This is a genomic window from Roseibium sp., from assembly GCF_965216085.1.
In the GTDB taxonomy this organism is placed as follows: Bacteria; Pseudomonadota; Alphaproteobacteria; order Rhizobiales; family Stappiaceae; genus Roseibium.
This window is the reverse complement of the sequence record NZ_OZ244138.1, coordinates 1,089,268-1,108,132: the sequence shown is the minus strand read 5'-3', so window position 1 is coordinate 1,108,132 and position 18,865 is coordinate 1,089,268. Positions and strand designations below refer to the sequence as shown.

Below are 18,865 nucleotides of genomic sequence, written 5' to 3'. Positions count from 1 at the left end.
CATCCCTCTCCCTAGATATCCAGCACCAGCCGCGCGGACTTGGCCCGGCTGACACAGATTTGCATAATTTCTCCTGAAGCACGTTCGGCATCGGACAAAACAACATCGCGGTGGTCAGGCGTCCCACTGACCACATCTGTCTGGCAGATGCCGCAATCGCCGCGCGCGCAGTCGTACATGACGTCCACCCCGTTTTCTTCGAGCACTTCAACAATGGTCTTGTCGGCAGGAACGGAGAAGACCCGCCCATCGGATATTTCCACCTCGAATGGCTGATCACCGTCATGGCTGGCGGGTGACGCAAAGAGTTCGAAGTGGATTTGCTCCTTGGCAAAGCCAGCAGCTTCGGCCCGCTCCCGCACCGCTTCGATCATGCCCTTGGGGCCGCAGCAATAGATATTGGTATCCGGACGAGCCTCCCCAATGAGCCGATCCAGTTCGATCATCTTCTGATCGTCGAACCACAGCGTCAGCGCATCGCCGAATTGCGATTCCAGTTCTGTTTGAAACGCGCAGTTACTTGCATCGCGGGCAGCATAATGAAAGGCGAATTGGGCTCCGCGGGATTTCAGTTCAGCGGCAAAGGATATGATTGGCGTCACACCAATCCCACCTGCAATCAGTAGTGCCGGAGCGGTGCCGACATGTAGATGGAAATCGTTCTTGGGAGGCGTGACCGATACCGTATCACCCACGGAAAGGGCATGCATCGCCTTCGAGCCGCCGTCGCCGTCGTCTTCTCTTTGTACGGCCACGTGATAGGCAGCAACAGGAGTCGCGCGGGTTTCAAAATCCACTAGTGAGTAAGACCTTGTGCCGGCGCTGCCGAGATCAAAATCGATATGTGCCCCGGCATCATAAGCGGCCAAATCACTACCGTCTGCAGCCACCAGCGTGAACAGTTTGATCCGGTCTGTCACCGTGTCGATTTGTTGGATCTTCAGTTCAGGCATCAGGATCGCTTTCCGTCTCAGCAGATGGCTTCAGGTGTCAGTGAAAGATTGGATGGTTTTCAAGGCACCCTCAAGCGCCTCGCCGTTTTCGTCCTGCAGGGCCGCTTCGCGCAACCGGCGCAGCCAGTCTGCTGCGTCGGTCCGCCCGGACAAAGAGGCAAGTCCGGAGAGCACTTTGTCGAATTTTGAATGCCCTCGAGCATGGGTGTCCGAGTACCCTTTGATCAGACGCTGGCATTTGAAGACTTCAACACCAAGCGCGCAGTCGGTCTTAGCGGCGGTTAGTGCGGTATCCATCAATCGGCCGAGATGCGTGGCTTCGGTGGCGTGGCGCAGCAAGCGGCGGCGCATTGGCCGTAGGCCTGCCGCCAGCCACAACATCAGAAAGCCGCCCAATTTATCGGTCCGCAAGCGTTTGCCGTTGCCAGCCACCCTCCCAAGTATCTTTTGCATCCAAGGGCTGCCGTCAGCCTGGCGCCCGACCCCGGCCGGCAAGATCGAGATCAGCTCTTCTGTGCGTGGATGGAAATACTCGGTTACCTGCACGATCCCGCCTTCCGGGATCTGCTGCTCCTGACGCAAACGGGTACTGCGCGTACCACGCGTTTTCAGATCGGCCACACGGATGATGTCGTCATAGCACATGGCATTGGCAATATATTTCGCGGCAGATTCGGTCAGAGCATGATTCAGTTCAGCGCTGTCAGCTGCCAACACAGTTTCGAGATGATCCAAATACTCAGCACCATAGGCTAGGTCCTGATAGTCGACCACCTTGCGCAGGCCTGCATGCGCCATGGCTTGCACGGTTTCTGGCAGGTCTGCGACGCGGCGCTCCAAGCCCGCCCACTCAGACAGAAGCTGACGAGGCCCCTCAGCCTTCGGCATGGCCTTTTCCGGGCGGGTGACCGGTGCTGCCTCGTCGAAATTGAGCGCAGCCCGGAATGACCGCAAGCTGGCCTCAACACCCTTTCCCGAATTGCGGATGACTTCTTCGTAGAGTTCCGCCGGGAAGGGCAGCGCCTTGCTGCGCGCCAACCCACCAAACAAGCTCGAGGAAATCACGCTACCATTCTCAAGGGCCAGCTTCTCCATGTCGAAACAAATCAGGTCCTTCGCTCCTGACACGAGGCTGCCGCGGACTTCGGCGCTGTCGCCACGCCCGTCACCCGGTGTTTGTTTCTCCGACACGGCAAGGATGCGGTGGCTGGAGGCAATCATCGTGGTTCGATCGGGCGTGACAAAGCCGCGTTGCAGAGCGCGTCCGGCCTCCATCAATTCCGACGCGATCAGCACATCGACGTCTCCGGGCGTGGGCGAGAGTGCAAAAACGGCCTTGGCGCCCGATTTTGGAGCCATCTCTACATAATAAATCGTGGCCCCGGTGCGCTGCGCGACACCGGCAACGGAAGTGACCTGCGCATCATAACCGCCAAGTTCTGCGAGGTCGGCCACCCAGTTGGACAAAACGCCGCCGCCCTGCCCGCCAACGGCGTGAATGGCGAGCTTGAGAATGGATGAGGACGTATCTGCCTGCACCAGATTGTTTTCGAGCCTTTCCGAAACGTTCATGACGACGCCTCACTGGAAAAGCTGAGCCTGCGCGCCTGGCGGCGGCTTTGCAAAAAGCCGATGACGGCTTGACGCATACGGCTAAAAAAAATGTCGAACCGGCTAGGGTTCTGGACAAGATCGGCCTGGTAGAAGGACGGGCACAACACCGCAGCATCAGCAACTTCGCCACAGTTGCCACAGCCCACGCAATTGGCATCAATCGCGGCCACCGGATCATCACGCAAGGGATCATCCAGGTCTTTTACGGACAGCGACGGGCAGCCCGACAGGCGTATGCACGAATGATCGCCGGTACACACATCCTCATCCACACCAAACCGGGTGCGCAGCATACGCTTACCCTCGTCTAAGGCCTTCCTCTTGGCCGGCTTTTCGCGGCGCTGCCGGTTCAACATACACTCCGAGGAGGCAATAATGACTTTGGGGCCGGTTTCCCTGGTGGTCAGCGCCTCGTGCAACGTATCGCGCATCAGGCCGACGTCATAGGTGCGGTCAATCTGCCGAACCCATTTTGCTCCAATGCCTTCAACCGCCTTGCTGATCGGGTTCTGGGTGTTGCGGTTATTGCTGTTGGCCCGCGACGACAACAGATCCTGTCCGCCAGTTGCCGACGTATAGAAGTTATCGACAATCACGATCACACCGTCATTGTCATTGTAAACCGCGTTGCCGATCGAGCTGGTCAACCCGTTGTGCCAGAAGCCGCCGTCACCGATAAAAGCGATCGAGCGCTTGCTCGCCCCCTTCACGTTAAAGGCCGAGTTTGAGGCTGGCCCAAGCCCGTAGCCCATCGTCGTGCCGCCGATATTGAAGGGCGCATTGATGGAAAACAGGTGGCAGCCGATATCGCTGGCGATCTGATGCTCGCCAAGGTCGTCCTGCACCAATTTGGTCGCCGCGAAAATCGGGCGCTCGGGACACCCGACGCAGAAGCCTGGCGGACGCGCCGGTACATTCCGGTCAAGCCGGTCGTCGCGCAACGCGGGCGGCCGGTTCGGCGCCCGTCCGATGGCGGGCAGCAGATCACGACCATGGTCGCGCAGGAATCCCGAGATGGCGTCATACATAATGGCGCCGGTCAATTCTCCGGCAGCCGGAAAGCGGGCGTCGCCCTTTCCATCGACCTGCACTGTCTTGCCAGCCTTGTGCAAGATCGCGCGAATGTTCTGCTCTAAGAAATCAGGATAGCCCTCTTCAACGATCAGAACCGCGTCTTTGCCCTCTGCAAACGCCAGCACCTCGTCTTCGACCAGCGGATAGACCACGTTCAATACATAAAGCGGAATGTCCGTCTGACCGCTCATCCCCGCAAGACCCAAACGCTGAAGCGCCCGGATGACGCCATTGTACATGCCGCCCTGAAGGATAATGCCAACCTTTCCGGTAGCATCTCCAAACAGTTCATTGAGTTTCTCGTCGGCAATAAACTTCTTGGCCGCCGGGATGCGTTTTTCGATTTTTTCCTGTTCGTGCAGGAAGGAAGCAGGCGGCAGGACAATCCGGTTCACATCACGGCTGGGTGCTTCCAGTGCGTCCCCAACGGTCATTGCAGGGGCAACGTTATCGGCTGCAGTGAAAGAGCCGCGCAGATGACAAGAGCGTATCCGCACTTGCAGCATCACAGGTGTATTGGATTGTTCGGACAGCCGGAAACCATCGCCCACCGATTTCACGATGGACGGTAAGTTGGGACGTGGATCGAGTAACCAGATCTGGCTCTTCATCGCAAAAGCGTGGCTGCGCTCCTGCATAATAGAAGACCCCTCGCCGTAGTCTTCCCCGACTATAACCAACGCCCCGCCTGTGACGCCGCCGGACGCCAGGTTGGCCAGTGCATCGGAGGCGACATTGGTGCCAACAGTGGACTTGAAGGTAACCGCACCGCGGATCGGATAATGAACTGATGCGGCCAGCATAGCTGCCGCAGTCGCCTCGGATGCACTGGATTCAAAATGAACGCCGAGCTCCTCCAGAACGTCCTGAGCATCTGAGAGCACATCCATGAGATGGCTGATCGGCGAACCTTGGTAGCCGCCAACATATCCGACACCGTTCTCAAGAAGGGCCTTGGTGATGGCAAGGATGCCCTCACCGGCGAATTCCTCGCCTTCGCCTTTCCTCAGGTGCTGCACCTCTGTTTTGAAGGATCTTTCAGCCATGGGTCTCAATCATTTTATATGATTTTTCATATAACGTGTTTCACGCAACCTTTGCAAGAACATTCGCCCGCTCAATTCAAATTGGGTTTTCTCGAATTTGCTTCAGAACCCGGGTCAGCAAACTCATGAACTGGGCGCGCTCATCCGGGTCCAAAGCGGCTAACAAGTCCTCATTGGCGCCCCTTAAAACCGGCATGATATCGACATACATGGCCGCACCTTTTGGTGTGAGCTGTACCACGCGAGAACGGCCGTCATCATCCCGGATCACGCGAGACACCAGCCCCTCCTGCTCCAGACGATCGAGGGCCCGGCTCATCGTTGGCTGTTCGGCGATTGCGTGAACACAGAGTTCGTTGATCGTCAGCTGCTCGAATGTTTTCAGGCACGCAACGATCCGGACATTCAAAGTCGTCAGACCAATCGCCTTCAGCTCACCGTGCACATTCTTGTTGTACCGATGTGAAATGCGGTTGATGAGATAGGACGCCATGTTCCAGAGCTTGTTATACTCTGATCCACCTTCTCTGCCATTCGGGCTCGATGATTTCATTGCGTTTCCGTATGGAATGACATCAGACCAGCCTCATCTTCAAATAAACTGCTTCGTGATTTGATACCGCAGCATAAATTGCATGGGGTTCTCACATCTGCGACGGCAAGTACAAGGCCAGCGCGGGAAACCCCAGGAGCAAGGCCAACCGCAGGATATCCATCATCCAAAATGGCGTTACTCCTCTAAAAATAGTTCCGGTGCTTACATTGCCGACCACAGCCCTCAAAACGAATACGTTCAACCCCACCGGCGGCGTGATCAGACTGATCTCTGTCACAACAACCACGATGACGCCGAACCACACCGGATCAAAACCCAGAGACGTTACGAGCGGAAAGAAGATCGGAACCGTAAGCAAGAGCATCGATAGGGATTCAAACACACACCCCAAGGCGATGTAGATCATCAAAATCACAGCCATCACCATCCACGGACTCAAGTTGTTGCTGGTAACCAGCTCCAACAGAGCCTCGGGCAGACCGGCGATGTTGACGAAATTAGAAAAGATGTGCGCGCCGATCAGCACCGCAAACAGAGACGCTGATGTAATCGCTGTTTCTCTCAAAACCTCGAACGTATCGCTCATGGTGAGCCGACCCCGCGCCAGCGCGATTAGAAACGCTCCCATAGCGCCCATTCCAGCCGCCTCGGTCGGCGAGAACGTCAGGTTCAGCGGCCAGAAATCCAGCACACCATACAAGCCCCCGATCACCAGAAAGAACAGAAGCAAAACCGCCCAAACGCCTTTAAGTGCGGAAAGCCGCCCGTCCCAGTTGGTGCGCGGCCCTGCAGGACCCGCCTCCGGACGGCGCATTACGGAATACTTCACCGCTGCGAGATAAAACAGAATGCCCATTAGGCCCGGGATCACGCCTGCAATGAACAGTTTCCCGATCGAGGTTTCTGTCAGAATTCCATAAATTACCAAGATCACCGAGGGCGGGATCAGGATCCCAAGCGTGCCGCCGGCTGCAATCGACGCGGTCGATAGTTGGTCGCTGTAATTGAAGCGGCGCATCTCGGGCATGGCGACTTTCGCCATGGTCGCCGCGGTTGCAAGTGATGAACCGGAAATCGCGGCGAAGCCGCCGCAGGCCACGATCGTCGCCATAGCCAGCCCACCTTTGAGGTGCCCCATGAAGGCGTTGGCGGCGGCATACAGCTCCTTGCTGATGCCGCCCTTGTTCACGAACAAGCCCATCAAGATGAACAAGGGCACGACCGACAGGCCATAATCCTGGCTGGTATCGATGATCAAACGCGACACCATTGAAATCGAGCCGCGATAGCTGTTTTCGAGCATATAGCCGATCATTCCAACAAAGCCCATCGCAAAGGCTATGGGAACACGCACAAGAACGAGCACGAGCACGCAGGCGAACCCGATCAGTCCTTCGATCATTTTTCGCTCTCCAGGAACTGAGGGGCAAAAATGATGGCCAGTCCACGCAGAATAAGGACCACCATTGTCGCGTATGTCATGATTGCGATGAACCAGGTCATGTAGAATACTGGGATACTTAGATACTCAGTCATATCCCCGTAGGACCGTGCACGCTCAGCCAAAACCACGACACGGCTGGCTGGCCACCACAGCATAGCTCCGCACCCAAGGCAGATCAGCGCGTCACGCACACGGTTCAGGCGCAGGCGGTAAAAGAAACCGTCCAAGAGGTCGACGTAAATATGCTTCCCAGCACCGGAAACCACAGGCATGACGGCAAAAACGGTGATTGCCATGGACATCCGGGTCAGCTCCGTCGCCGCTTCAATTGGCGCATTGAAGACGGATCGCAGGATTACGTCACAGAAGGTCAAAACCATCAGGAAAAATAGAGAACAGGCAGCCACGAAGACCGGCAGCATCGCCGCTGCTCGGAAGAGATTGGATAGACTGAGCATCGAAAAGCCTTTGGGATGCAACGGGACGGCCACTCAGTAAATGGCCGCCCCGATGAACATTTACGAGCCGGACTTGGCCATCTCAGATTTGACCATATCGTGAGCTGCCTGAGCGTCGACGCCCGCAGTTTCCAATTCGGCCAAAACCTTTGCAGTCACCTCTTCGGCGATCTTGGCGAATGCCGCCTGATCGGCCTCATTGGCGACATGGATCGCGTTGTCTTCGGCAGCCTGAGTGGCGGCAACACCCTTGGCGTCCGCGTCATCCCAGACCTTGCCCATCATCCGGCTTGCCGGTTCCCCAAAGACCTTTTCGTCCAGCGCCTTTTGCGCGTCTTCCGGCAGCGCGTCAAACGCTTCCTGACTCATGATCACCGCGAAGGACCCACGATAAAAGCCACCGGGCATCTGATAGACGTTTTTAGCCACTTCGGTGAGTTTGAAACCGACCCGGCTTTCGATCGAAATCGCAACGCCATCGGCTGCATTGGAGGCAAGAGTTTCGTAGACCTTCGGACCAGGGACGCGAATGCCCTTTACACCAAGAGCTGCGCCGACATCGCCGGCGACGCCGCCGCCAATGCGCATTTTCATGCCGTTCAGCTGCGCCAGCTCGGTCACTTCGGCATTTGAGTGCATCTGGCCAGGCCCATGGGTATTCAGTGAAATCACCTTGACACCGCGGTGTTCACCCAGCTTAGCCAAATGCGCTTCGTGCACACGCCAATAGGCGACAGACGCCGCTTCAGCGTTCCCTTCATATCCTGGCAGTTCGATCAGTTTGGTGCCGACAAAACGCCCCGGCTGATAGCCGTGGAAGATGATGGCAATATCGGCAGCGCCATCCATGATCAAATCCATCTGAGCCGGCGGCGGCGCCAGACCGTGCTTCAGCTCACCGGTAACTTCACCCCCGGTGGCCTCTTCCATCATGTCGATCAACCCTTCGAACATTCCGGTGTTGATTGAATGTTTTGGCGGCAGCCAGGTCGAAATGGTCAGCTTGGTTTCTGCCACCGCCACACCGGCCGTGGCGCCGAAGCATAATGCAGCGGTCGTCAGCAATTTCGCAAACTTGTTCATGATTCCTCCAATTGTCGGTCGCTGTACCGGTCCCCTTCCGGCAGTTCACTCGCATTTTTCTATCTGATTGACCTTGCTTGTGATGCGAATTGAAAAGTTATATGATTTTTCATATTATTTGTCCATATACGAACCTGCGACATAAGCAGACCTCCTCTTTTTTGTTTTTCAGGTAACGAGCCAATAGTCGGCGCGAGCAAAATCAGTGACGATTTCAAACGGGAAAAGGTGCGATAGAATACCCTCAAAAGTCGTAAAATTTCGCCACGAGAGATGCTCGCCTTCGTCGAGATGCTCTTCAATCCAAAGTGCAAACATGCGAGGAACAGGAAGCTGTTGCACGCCCAATTCGAACAGCAGCAGAAAATGAAAGCCTGGGGCCCTTAGATTACTCTGGGCAAATCCCAGTATCGCCCCCGACCTCTTTCTCTCTATCAGCGTTCATTCTCATTCCAGCCGACTAAATATCCTGGTCACACAGGCATGCCAGCTAGTTTACGACTGTTAAGCGCGGCGGGCGCGAGGCGATCATTACTCCATCTTCCAATGGCCTATGCGCTTTAAATTGAACCTTTAGAAAATCAATGAAGACCCGCAAGCTGGGTGCCATTCCGCGATGAGGATGAAATACCGCATTGAAGTCGACCGAAGGACCTCGCCATTTCGGCAGAACCTCCTCCAACTCTCCAGACACAACATGTTCACGTGCCAACCAAGCTGGCAAGAGCGCAACCCCCATGCCGGCAAGAGCAAGACTCAAAACCGCCTCATGGTCGCGAACTCCGATACGCGGAAGCAGCGTAACTGAAACCACCTCACTCATTTCGCGCAAATCTACCTTCATAGGCCCGAAGCCTGTCCGACTAGCGATAAAGGCATGCTGTTCTAGATCAGAAGGATTTTGGATAACATCGCTGGTTTTTAGGTAGGCCGGAGCTGCAAACAGATACTGACTCGATGCGCCCAATGGGACAGCACACAAGGTATCGTCTTCGATCGCGCCCTTTCGAACAGCTACGTCGCAACGTTCTTCAATCAGGTCGACTTTTCTGTTGCAGAAGGTGACATTGAGTCGAATGTTGGGGTGATTTTCCAAAAACTTGGGAAGCAGCGGTAGAATAAACGAGCGACCCAGGGTTTCTGGCAGGCTGATGTTCAGCAGCCCGCTTGGTGACGATGTCATAGCCATCATTGCGGCATCGGCAGCACGACCTTCAGCAACAAGCCGGGCACAGTACTCGTAGTAGAGCCGGCCACTTTCCGTAACACCAATTTTCCGAGTGGTTCGATGGATCAGCTTGAGGTTTAGCCTTTCTTCGAGCGCTGAAATTCTGCGACTGACATTTGATTTCGACATATTGAGCGTTTCAGCAGCTGTGGTGAAGCCGTTTTGCTCCACGACCGCCGCAAAGACCGCCATATCGGTCAGCAGTTCCGGATCCATATTGTTTCCCTCATGCAACAAAGTGTTCTCTATCTCTATATTGTTTATCCGGCGAGCGCAATTAAACTGATAAAAATTAGCTAACGGCCATAAAGTAGAAAATTATCAAAAAAGATCGATAATATCGATTTCCGCCTATAGCGCGTTGGCTGACGACTTTTGGGAGGACGTCAATGAATAGGAAGCTCGTTCGTACACTCTTGGGTGGAGCCGCGATGATGGCGGCTGTTGTGCTCGGGACATCTGGAACTGCACAGGCTGTTGAACTGCCTTGCTCGACAGCGAAGCTGGTGGTGCCATGGGGCGCTGGCGGGGGCACAAGTGTGATCTTCGGCATTTTTGAAAAAGCCATCGAAGCATCTGATGCGCCGGTCAAGGTGAAGGTCGTGACTGTTCCAGGACAGGGCGGAGCAAAGGGCGCCAAGGAAGCCCATGCCGCCAAACCGGACGGGTGTACCCTTTTTGCAATTCACCAGCATCTGGTCGTGAATTACATCAATGGAGTGACTGACTTCAGTTGGGATGGATTTGAACCTGTCGCCATGTTGACAGATACGCCCGAAATCATCGGCGCTGGCGGGCATGTTGAATACGAAGATCTCGAGGGAATGCTGGCTGCGGCCAAGGCAAAACCAGGCGAGATACCAACAGGCGTCTCTATGGGTGCAACAAGCCATTTCCTCTGGATCATGCTTGGCGCCAAGACAGGAACTGATTTTCAGTATGTGCCGTTCCAAGGCGGAACAGCCGGCCGAATTACAGGCCTTCTCAACGGGTCCATTGATCTCGGCGGCATCAACATGGCCGCGGCCCGGACCCAGCGCGGCGATGGGAAACTGAAGGCATTTGCTATTGCAGCCGATGAGCGCAATCAACTGATCCCGGATGTTCCGACCTTAAAAGAACTTGGCGTCGACATGACCTACTCGCTGACACGCGGTGTCATGCTGCCGAAGGGCACACCGCCAGAGATCGTCGAGTACTGGGCCAATGTTTTCAAGAAGCCGACCGAAGACAAGGAGTTTGTCGACGCGCAGGCGGCCAAGGGTACATCTGTGGTCTATCTCGGTGCGGATGAATACGCCAATTGGTGGAAGGGAACCGAAACCGAGTTCCTGGATGCTGCAAAAGCTCTCAAAGTTGGCCGTTTTCAGTAACTAGGTTGGACTTGAAACAACACCAACAAGTCTTTTCCTGAAATGTCGGTGGGCCACGTCAATATCAAGGTCGTGGTCCTTCGGCTCCTGGTCCCAATCATCCTGGATACCCGGTATGGCTTTCAACCGAGACACCCTCGTTGCGGTCTTCTTTCTGCTGCTTTGCGCCGTGATGTTCATTGCATCCATGAATCTGCCCGAAGCTATGTTCGGGCAGATGTCTCCAGCATTGTGGCCCCGCATCATTCTGGTGCCCCTGACCCTGCTCTCAGCTTTGCTTCTGGTCCAGTCACAGCGGGTCGTCGTGGACACGAAAACTGAGGAAAAACCAAGCCTGCGCGGTTTGTGGGATCATAATCGTAATCCGATCATCTGCTTTTCACTCTTCTTATTATTCCTGGTTTCAATGCCGGTTGCCGGCATGTTGCTGGGCGGCCTCGTCTATGTGTTCCTCACATTGAATGTGCTCGGCGGCTGGAAGCCCAAACAACTTGCCCTTCACGCTGCCATCTCGCTGTTTTTCGTGGTCGGCATGTGGGCGATCTTCACTCAATTGCTCGGCGTATTGCTGCCGGAAGGCGAAATTCTGAGGGTTTACTAACGCCATGGGTCTCTTTGAAAATCTGGCGACAGCAGCGCCAGAACTCTTCACAATCAAGACAATGATCTTGATGATGGTCGGCACGATGGCCGGCCTGGTTGCCGGTGCCATTCCCGGCTTTACCATCGCCATGGCCGTCGTGCTGGTGTTGCCGTTCACCTTTTCCATGACACCGGCCGAAGGTCTGGCAACCATGATCGCCGTTTATGTTGGCGGGCTGTCGGGTGGCCTGATGTCCGGCATATTAACCGGAATTCCCGGAACACCCTCATCGGTCGCAACAACCTTTGACGGTTACCCGATGGCGCGAGGCGGCAAACCAGGTCTGGCACTGGGTATCGGGGTGTGGGCATCATTCTTCGGCGGTGTCATTGCATCAATCGTCTTGATGATCGTCGCCCCGCAATTGGCGCTCATCGGACTTGAGTTTCAACCCGTCGATTACTTTTCGCTGATCCTTTTCGCCCTGACCGTGACTGCCAGTATGGCCGGTGACCAGATCCTCAAGGGATTGATGGCAGCACTCTTGGGGTTACTTATTTCAACCGTCGGCAGTGACGTTGTCTTTGGTTTGCCACGCTTCACCTTCGGGGTGGACGCAGCGGCTCAGGGGTTTGCCTTCCTGCCGGTTCTTGTTGGCCTATTTGCCTTCAGCCGGCTGCTTGGTGATGTCCGGACATCCGAAAAAGCGCATCAACGCCTCGGTGGCAACGAAGCCCATGCCGTTCATATCGATTACTTGGGATCTGCACGTGAGGTCATCAGGCGCTGGGGGAATATCGTCCGCTCCTCTCTGATCGGCGTATTTGTCGGCGTGCTGCCCGCAGCGGGCAGCACGATCTCCAATATCCTCGCTTATGATCAGGCCAAGAAGACCAGCAAAGATTCCGACAAATTTGGTTCGGGTGCAATCGACGGGATCATTGCGCCGGAATCTGCGAACAATGCAACGGCCGGCGGAGCGTTGATCGTTATGATGGCGCTAGGGTTGCCGGGCGACATCATGACAGCAATCATGCTCGGCGCCCTACTGATCCACGATGTGATCCCGAGCCCATCGTTTATCACTGACGAGCCACAGATTGCCTATTCGATCTTCCTGGCATTCTTCGTCGCCAACTTCATGATGCTGTTTATGCAGTCCTTCACGCTCAGAGCTTTTGTGCTCGTGACCAAGGTGAAGATATACATGCTGACCGCCGTGATCCTGTTCTATTGCTCGGTCGGCATCTTTGCCCTGAACAACATCACCTACGATATGTGGACGCTGTTCATCTTTGGCATCATCGGCTTTGTCATTCGCGCTCTTGGGTTCCCGATTGTGCTGATGGTACTGGGGGTCGTGCTGGGTGGCATCGCAGAAGCAAGGCTGAGCCAAGTGTTTGCACGGTCAGATGACATCATGGTGTTCATCAGCCGGCCATGGTCACTGTTCTTCCTGCTTCTCGGGTGTTTCTCTCTTCTTTTCCCTTACTACCAAAAGCACATGAAAACAGCGGTATGGGCCCGGTTCTTCGTGCCTGCCCTGCTGATTGTTCAATCCATCCCAGTGTTCATGATGCCTGGCATCGTTCGTCCCTCCGTTGCCATCGTGATGGCTCTGACCGGGGCGGTGATGGTGGCCTACCGGCTCAAAAACGGCGGCAAGGCGCCTGAGGCCGAACAGATCAATCAGACAAGTTAAATTCTATCAGGAGTACAACCTCATGGATTTGGGTATCCGCGGCAAGACCGCACTGGTTCTTGGGGCTTCCCAAGGGCTCGGCCGCGCCATTGCCGAGAAGCTGGCTGAAGAAGGTGCCAACGTCATACTAACGGCCCGCAGCGCAGACAAGTTGCAGGCCCTAGCTGCCGAGCTGTCGGAAAAGTACGGCGTTTCCGCTTCCCCCATCGCAGTTGACTTCTCGGACTCTGATGCAGTCAACAGTTTCTGCGCTAGGGTCAGCAATGAAATCAAACCTGATATCCTGTTGAACAATGCTGGTGGACCTCCGCCGTCTCCATCTCTCGGAGTGTCCGGTGACATCTGGCAACGGTCTGCTCAAATGCTTCTGTTCAGCCTGTTTCAGATCACCGAAGCAGCTGTATCCTCGATGAAGGAACGCAAGTGGGGCCGTATTCTTGCAATCGGTTCGTCCGGCGTCATCCAGCCTATCCCCAATCTGGCCGTCTCCAACACAATTCGAGGTGCAATGGCCGGTTTTTGCAAGACCTTGTCGGCTGAGGTCGCTGGCGACGGAATTACAGTCAACATGATCCTTCCAGGCAAGATTGATACCGACCGTGTTGGTCAGCTGGACACAGCACGCGCCGATCGTGAAGGCAAGACCTTGGATCAAGTTCGCACCGAAATCGCAGCTTCCCTGCCGGCAAAACGCTATGGCCGGCCGGAGGAGTTTGCCAGCGTTGCAGCGTTCTTATTGAGCGACCCGGCCGGGTATGTGACCGGACAAATGACCCGCGTCGACGGCGGCATGATCAAAAGCATCTAACGGAACTGGGGGACGACATGTCCAAAGCACTGGAAAACAAAACGCTTGCCGACGCTGCGATGCCTCTGCGCAGCGGAGGACGCATACTTGCCGACCAGCTCGCCTTGTTGGGTGCGGACAAGATCTTTTGTGTTCCAGGCGAGAGTTTTCTGGGCCTGCTGGAAGGTTTGTACGCACATCAGAACGACGTGGAAGTCATCACCTGCCGGCACGAGTCTGGTGCTGCAAATATGGCGGACGCCTATGGCAAGATGACCGGCAAACCCGGCATTGTCGCTGTAACCCGCGGTCCGGGCGCAACAAACGCCTCCAACGGAGTTCACACCGCTTATCAGGATTCCACACCGATGATTGTTCTTATCGGACAGGTCGGACGGGAGATGATGGACCGTGAAGCCTTCCAGGAAATGGACTACCGGCGCATGTTTGGCGAGATGGCCAAATGGGTTACCCAGATTGATGATGCACGGCGCATTCCCGAGTATCTGTCCCGTGCTTGGAAGGTGGCGCTTTCCGGTCGGCCTGGGCCCGTTGTCCTTGCCTTGCCAGAAGACATGCTGACCGAGGAGGTCGCAACTGTTGACCTAAAACCAACGCCTCTTCCTGTGGCCGCCCCTCAGCCGTCTGCGATGGCCGATCTGGAGAAGATGCTCCACGCCGCCCAAAAACCGTTGCTGGTTGTTGGTGGCCCTGGCTGGAACAAGGCCTGCTGCGACAAGGCGGTAGCATTGTCTGAAAGGTTTGGCCTTCCCGTCGCCACATCCTTCCGGTGTCAGGATTATTTCGACAATAGCCATGAGAACTATGTCGGGGTTATAGGCATTGCACCTTCACCCAAATTGCGCAAGCGGGTCATGGAGGACGTTGATCTGATGATCGCCATCGGCCCCCGATTTGGTGAAATGACCACGCAAGGTTACACTTTACTGGATATTCCTACCCCACAAATGAAGCTGGTTCACATCCATCCTGGTGCGGAAGAACTTGGTCAGGTTTATGCTCCGGAACTCTCGATCGTCTCTTCGCCGGAGGCGTTTCTTGATGCAGCGCTTAACTTGAAACCGTCAGACTGCGCGAGCAGATGGCAAGACTGGCGCCGTGAACAAAACGTCGACTACCGCAGTTTTATCGAACCCACCTCGGTTCCAGGCAATGTCAACATGGCTGATGTTATCAGACATCTCACGGAAACGATGCCGGCCAACACCATCGTTGCCAATGGCGCAGGCAACTACACCGTCTGGGTCCATCGCTTCCATCAGCATACTGGCTACCGCACTCAACTCGCCCCAACCAGCGGCTCGATGGGCTACAGCCAACCCGCAGCGATTGCGGCAAAGCTCATCGCCCCTTCCCGGGAAGTCATAAGCATCGCTGGCGACGGATGTTTCATGATGGCAGGCCAGGAACTGGCAACCGCCAGACAATTTGGCGCTGACGTCATCTACATCGTCGTCAACAACGGTATGTTCGGAACAATTCGGATGCACCAAGAACGCAACCATCCCGGGCATGTGATCGCGACCGAGTTGGTCAACCCGGACTTCGTCACCTACGCAAAAGCATTTGGAATTGGCGGGGAACGGATTACAGACACCCAGGCTTTTCCCGCCGCACTGGGTCGGGCGCGGGCGTCCAAGGGCGGATATCTGATCGAGATCGTCGTCGATCCGGAAGCACTGACACCAAGCCAGTCTTTGAGCGATGCCCGTAGACAAGGCGAAGCGGCGCTGGCTCATTGACCGCCCCGAAGTTTCGGGAAGAAGGATGAAAACCAAATGATTGTCGAACAACGCACCTATACGCTCAACATCGGTGCCGTACCTGAGTATCTCAAGCTCTACGAAGAAGAAGGCCTTGCCATTCAGCGGCCGATCCTGGGGCGGATGGTTGGTTACTTCTCAACCGATATCGGCCAGCTGCACCAGATCATCCACATGTGGGCTTACAAGGATCTGGCGGAGCGGTCGGAGCGCCGCGCAAAACTGACGGCCGATCCGCGCTGGAAAGAATACGCGGTCAAGACCCGGAAGTTTCAGATCAGTCAGGAAAACAAGATCCTGATCCCTGCCCCTTTCAGTCCGTGGGCTCAGGACGATCCGGCACTGGACATGGCTACAAACAACGGCTGACCCGAACAACACTCAAATCAGACACGCGGAGTATACTCGTGATCGATCTCTACACCTGGACCACACCGAACGGCCGGAAAGTCTCCATTCTTCTTGAAGAACTGGGCATCGACTACAACGCCCATCCAATCAACATCGGCCAGGGTGACCAGAAAACACCAGAATTTCTGGAAATCAGTCCGAACAACAAGATCCCGGCGATTGTTGACCAAGACAACAGTCTAAAGCTTATGGAATCCGGGGCCATCATGATTTACCTGGCAGACAAATATGGCAAGTTTCTCGCAGCCGATGGCGAACAACGGACACGCACCATCGAGTGGCTGATGTGGCAAATGGGCGGTCTTGGGCCGATGCTGGGCCAGGCGCATCATTACCTTCATTTCAATCCCGGAAAAGCCGAATACGCCGAAGAACGTTTTCGCACGGAAGTCCGGCGGCTATATGGAGTTCTAGACAAGCGCCTGGAAGGCCGCGACTACATTGTCGACGACTACTCTATCGCCGATATGGCCTGTTGGCCGTGGATTTCTCGCTATGAGTGGCAGCAGATCAACTTAGCCGACTTCCCAAATGTCCAGGCTTGGTACAAACGCCTTCTAGAATGCCCTGCGGTCCAAAAGGGCTACCACGTGCCGAAAGTCATGGGCGAGATCCCTGCAGGTTAACGGCGAAAGCCCAAACAGGACAAAGTCAGTTTGATGTTTATTGGAAAACACCTTGTTGCAGGTGAATGGGTTGCAGGCGACGACACGTTTGAAAACGTACCGGTATCAGGAAACGTTGACCGATTTTCGATCGGTAACCCTGAACATGTGAACGCCGCGGTGGAAGCTGCGGAAGACGCCTTCTGGAGCTTTGGCTACAGTTCCCGCGAAAGCCGGGCAAAACTCTTGAACGCAATCGCCGACCATATCGATGCTCGCGGTGACGACATAACGGCAATCGGCACAAGGGAAACGGGGTTGCCGGAAGCCCGACTTATTGGCGAACGGGGCCGGACCGTCGGGCAGCAACGGTTGTTTGCCAATCACATCGCAGCTGGAGATTACTTGGATCGCCGCCATGATGAAGCCCTGCCAGACCGTCAGCCATTGCCGCGTCCTGACCTGAAAATGGTTCAAAGACCAATCGGCCCGGTCGCCGTTTTTGGCGCGTCGAATTTCCCGCTTGCCTTCTCGACAGCGGGCGGAGATACGGCAGCGGCCCTGGCCGCAGGCTGTCCAGTTGTGGTCAAAGGCCACTCTGCCCATCCCGGTGTCAGTGACATCGTTGCTCAGGCTGTCTTGGCCGCCATCCAAGAATGCGATGTGCACCCGGGCGTATTTAGTCAGATCCAGGGCGGCAACCGGGCGGTCGGCACGGCCCTTGTCCAGCATCCGCTGATCAAGGCCGTCGGTTTTACTGGCTCGCTTGGTGGAGGCCGCGCTCTTTTTGATCTGTGCGCCAGCAGACCGGAACCCATTCCGTTCTTTGGTGAACTGGGATCCATTAATCCGGTCTTTTTGCTGGATCATGCATTGCAAAACCGAGGGGCCGAGATTGCTGCCGGTTGGGCAGGGTCGCTCACGATGGGTGCCGGCCAGTTCTGCACCAACCCCGGCATCTTCATCCTTAAGGAAGGACTGGAAGCGGAAACTTTTGTAGCAACGGCTGCTGAGAACCTTGCCAAAATTGGACCGCAAGCCATGCTGACGGACGGTATTGCAAGTGCGTTTCATAGCGGAACCGCTACCATGAGCGAAGTCGCAACCAGCGTGTTCCGTGCAGATTGTGAAGGCCGCAACGCCCAGCCCGTACTGTTGCGCACAACGGCAAGCAGACTTCTCGCCAACAAGGCGCTAATGCACGAAGTCTTTGGACCACTAGGTTTGATTGTAACCGTGCGTAACGAGGCTGAGCGTCTTGCCATCGCCAAATCACTTGAGGGGCAGTTAACCTGTACGCTTCTTCTTGATGCGGAAGACACCGATGCTGCGCAATCGATCGTGCCTGTTCTCGAGCGCAAGGCTGGACGCCTTTTGGTCAACGGCTTCCCAACGGGCGTTGAAGTCGCAGATTCGATGGTCCACGGAGGCCCCTATCCGGCCTCAACGAACTTTGGCGCCACCTCAGTAGGCACCTTATCGATCCGGCGTTTCCTCCGCCCGGTCTGCTATCAGAACATGCCAAATGCGTTGCTGCCGATGGATTTGGTGTAACAATAACACCAAAATGGTGCGTGGTTTGGGGCATGTAGCCCGGTGACCGGGTGAATTGGCTAACTTTTTCACTCACCACTACTCATTTCCTACCACCACCTCCCGGACCAAAAAAGCGGACCGACGACAATGGGCCACATAAAAGACAGCCCAACCAATATTGACCTGGACACGGGTGCCATATGACATGGCATCCGGCACGTATCCAAGGGCCATTGGCTCGCCGCCACAAAACTTCAATGCGCAAGATCCACTGACTAAAGAGCCCATAAGTCAGATCCTGTAAGTCGACTGGCTTTCTAACCAATGGGCGTTATTGAACTGTCCTGACGAACAACAAGGACCGTACCGGAATTTTTTTGCTGAAAATCAACAGAGCATTTCCGAATTCGCTGAAGAGCTTTTGGCTAGTCATTATTAAATTGTCTTATCGCAAAATGGGTTACAGCAATCGATCCAAGTGACCGGCAACCTTCATTTGCGAGAGTCTGCAAGCAACTCAGCCACATTGAGGCGGAATATCTTTCTCAAGAATAGCGCTTTTGCGAACATTTTATTCGAACACTATCCGTAGAACGACATACCCTTGACTCCAAACAGCCATAACGCT

The 18,865-nt window shown here is 55.3% G+C and carries 16 protein-coding genes; 8 read left to right on the top strand and 8 right to left on the bottom strand.

Going from position 1 to position 18,865, the window contains the following annotated elements; genetic code table 11:
- Positions 1–11: 11 nt before the first annotated feature.
- The 8 genes from ACOOFE_RS05085 to ACOOFE_RS05050 form a co-directional block, all read right to left on the bottom strand.
- Positions 12–953, bottom strand: a complete 942-nt coding sequence (locus ACOOFE_RS05085) for a PDR/VanB family oxidoreductase (protein WP_420413952.1) — start codon at positions 951–953, stop codon at positions 12–14.
- A 30-nt stretch (positions 954–983) separates the two neighbouring features.
- Positions 984–2,525 (bottom strand): indolepyruvate oxidoreductase subunit beta family protein, encoded by a 1,542-nt coding sequence (locus tag ACOOFE_RS05080; protein WP_420413951.1) that lies wholly within the window; start codon positions 2,523–2,525, stop codon positions 984–986.
- Positions 2,522–4,687: a thiamine pyrophosphate-dependent enzyme gene (locus ACOOFE_RS05075; RefSeq protein WP_420413950.1), complete on the bottom strand. Its 2,166-nt coding sequence runs from the start codon at positions 4,685–4,687 to the stop codon at positions 2,522–2,524. Before ACOOFE_RS05075 ends, ACOOFE_RS05080 begins: the two co-directional genes overlap by 4 nt.
- 76 nt (positions 4,688–4,763) lie before the next feature.
- Complete coding sequence (locus tag ACOOFE_RS05070; RefSeq protein ID WP_420413949.1) at positions 4,764–5,240, bottom strand: MarR family winged helix-turn-helix transcriptional regulator; 477 nt, start codon at positions 5,238–5,240, stop codon at positions 4,764–4,766.
- Positions 5,241–5,331: 91 nt separating this feature from the next.
- Positions 5,332–6,645: a TRAP transporter large permease gene (locus ACOOFE_RS05065; protein ID WP_420413948.1), complete on the bottom strand. Its 1,314-nt coding sequence runs from the start codon at positions 6,643–6,645 to the stop codon at positions 5,332–5,334.
- Positions 6,642–7,145, bottom strand: a complete 504-nt coding sequence (locus ACOOFE_RS05060; RefSeq protein WP_420413947.1) for a TRAP transporter small permease — start codon at positions 7,143–7,145, stop codon at positions 6,642–6,644. Before ACOOFE_RS05060 ends, ACOOFE_RS05065 begins: the two co-directional genes overlap by 4 nt.
- 60 nt (positions 7,146–7,205) lie before the next feature.
- Positions 7,206–8,228 (bottom strand): TRAP transporter substrate-binding protein, encoded by a 1,023-nt coding sequence (locus tag ACOOFE_RS05055; RefSeq protein ID WP_420413946.1) that lies wholly within the window; start codon positions 8,226–8,228, stop codon positions 7,206–7,208.
- Positions 8,229–8,718: 490 nt separating this feature from the next.
- Complete coding sequence (locus tag ACOOFE_RS05050; RefSeq protein WP_420413945.1) at positions 8,719–9,672, bottom strand: LysR family transcriptional regulator; 954 nt, start codon at positions 9,670–9,672, stop codon at positions 8,719–8,721.
- Positions 9,673–9,845: 173 nt separating this feature from the next.
- Here ACOOFE_RS05050 and ACOOFE_RS05045 point away from each other — a divergent pair, with 173 nt between their 5' ends.
- The 8 genes from ACOOFE_RS05045 (at position 9,846) to ACOOFE_RS05010 (ending at position 18,255) form a co-directional block, all read left to right on the top strand.
- Positions 9,846–10,829, top strand: coding sequence for a Bug family tripartite tricarboxylate transporter substrate binding protein (locus ACOOFE_RS05045; RefSeq protein ID WP_420413944.1), 984 nt, complete (start codon positions 9,846–9,848; stop codon positions 10,827–10,829).
- Positions 10,830–10,944: 115 nt separating this feature from the next.
- Complete coding sequence (locus ACOOFE_RS05040) at positions 10,945–11,430, top strand: tripartite tricarboxylate transporter TctB family protein (RefSeq protein ID WP_420413943.1); 486 nt, start codon at positions 10,945–10,947, stop codon at positions 11,428–11,430.
- Positions 11,431–11,434: 4 nt separating this feature from the next.
- The gene (locus tag ACOOFE_RS05035; RefSeq protein ID WP_420413942.1) at positions 11,435–13,114 is read left to right on the top strand and encodes a tripartite tricarboxylate transporter permease; all 1,680 of its coding nucleotides are present in this window, start codon (positions 11,435–11,437) and stop codon (positions 13,112–13,114) included.
- A gap of 22 nt (positions 13,115–13,136) precedes the next feature.
- Entirely contained in the window at positions 13,137–13,922 is a 786-nt protein-coding gene (locus tag ACOOFE_RS05030) for an SDR family oxidoreductase (RefSeq protein ID WP_141185418.1), read from the top strand.
- Between the two features lie 17 nt (positions 13,923–13,939).
- The gene (locus ACOOFE_RS05025; RefSeq protein ID WP_420413941.1) at positions 13,940–15,664 is read left to right on the top strand and encodes a thiamine pyrophosphate-binding protein; all 1,725 of its coding nucleotides are present in this window, start codon (positions 13,940–13,942) and stop codon (positions 15,662–15,664) included.
- A 36-nt stretch (positions 15,665–15,700) separates the two neighbouring features.
- Entirely contained in the window at positions 15,701–16,054 is a 354-nt protein-coding gene (locus tag ACOOFE_RS05020) for an NIPSNAP family protein (RefSeq protein ID WP_420413940.1), read from the top strand.
- 38 nt (positions 16,055–16,092) lie between these two features.
- The gene (locus ACOOFE_RS05015) at positions 16,093–16,722 is read left to right on the top strand and encodes a glutathione S-transferase family protein (RefSeq protein ID WP_420413939.1); all 630 of its coding nucleotides are present in this window, start codon (positions 16,093–16,095) and stop codon (positions 16,720–16,722) included.
- Positions 16,723–16,755: 33 nt separating this feature from the next.
- The gene (locus ACOOFE_RS05010) at positions 16,756–18,255 is read left to right on the top strand and encodes an aldehyde dehydrogenase (NADP(+)) (protein ID WP_420413938.1); all 1,500 of its coding nucleotides are present in this window, start codon (positions 16,756–16,758) and stop codon (positions 18,253–18,255) included.
- The last annotated feature ends 610 nt before the right edge of the window (positions 18,256–18,865 follow it).

Coding starts and splice junctions, on each gene's coding strand:
- ACOOFE_RS05065 (WP_420413948.1), bottom strand. CDS start 6,645: ATGATCGAAGGACTGATCGGGTTCGCCTGCGTGCTCGTGCTCGTTCTT.
- ACOOFE_RS05035 (WP_420413942.1), top strand. CDS start 11,435: ATGGGTCTCTTTGAAAATCTGGCGACAGCAGCGCCAGAACTCTTCACA.
- ACOOFE_RS05030 (WP_141185418.1), top strand. CDS start 13,137: ATGGATTTGGGTATCCGCGGCAAGACCGCACTGGTTCTTGGGGCTTCC.
- ACOOFE_RS05060 (WP_420413947.1), bottom strand. CDS start 7,145: ATGCTCAGTCTATCCAATCTCTTCCGAGCAGCGGCGATGCTGCCGGTC.
- ACOOFE_RS05045 (WP_420413944.1), top strand. CDS start 9,846: ATGAATAGGAAGCTCGTTCGTACACTCTTGGGTGGAGCCGCGATGATG.
- ACOOFE_RS05040 (WP_420413943.1), top strand. CDS start 10,945: ATGGCTTTCAACCGAGACACCCTCGTTGCGGTCTTCTTTCTGCTGCTT.
- ACOOFE_RS05080 (WP_420413951.1), bottom strand. CDS start 2,525: ATGAACGTTTCGGAAAGGCTCGAAAACAATCTGGTGCAGGCAGATACG.
- ACOOFE_RS05020 (WP_420413940.1), top strand. CDS start 15,701: ATGATTGTCGAACAACGCACCTATACGCTCAACATCGGTGCCGTACCT.
- ACOOFE_RS05085 (WP_420413952.1), bottom strand. CDS start 953: ATGCCTGAACTGAAGATCCAACAAATCGACACGGTGACAGACCGGATC.
- ACOOFE_RS05070 (WP_420413949.1), bottom strand. CDS start 5,240: ATGAAATCATCGAGCCCGAATGGCAGAGAAGGTGGATCAGAGTATAAC.
- ACOOFE_RS05010 (WP_420413938.1), top strand. CDS start 16,756: ATGTTTATTGGAAAACACCTTGTTGCAGGTGAATGGGTTGCAGGCGAC.
- ACOOFE_RS05055 (WP_420413946.1), bottom strand. CDS start 8,228: ATGAACAAGTTTGCGAAATTGCTGACGACCGCTGCATTATGCTTCGGC.
- ACOOFE_RS05025 (WP_420413941.1), top strand. CDS start 13,940: ATGTCCAAAGCACTGGAAAACAAAACGCTTGCCGACGCTGCGATGCCT.
- ACOOFE_RS05075 (WP_420413950.1), bottom strand. CDS start 4,687: ATGGCTGAAAGATCCTTCAAAACAGAGGTGCAGCACCTGAGGAAAGGC.
- ACOOFE_RS05050 (WP_420413945.1), bottom strand. CDS start 9,672: ATGGATCCGGAACTGCTGACCGATATGGCGGTCTTTGCGGCGGTCGTG.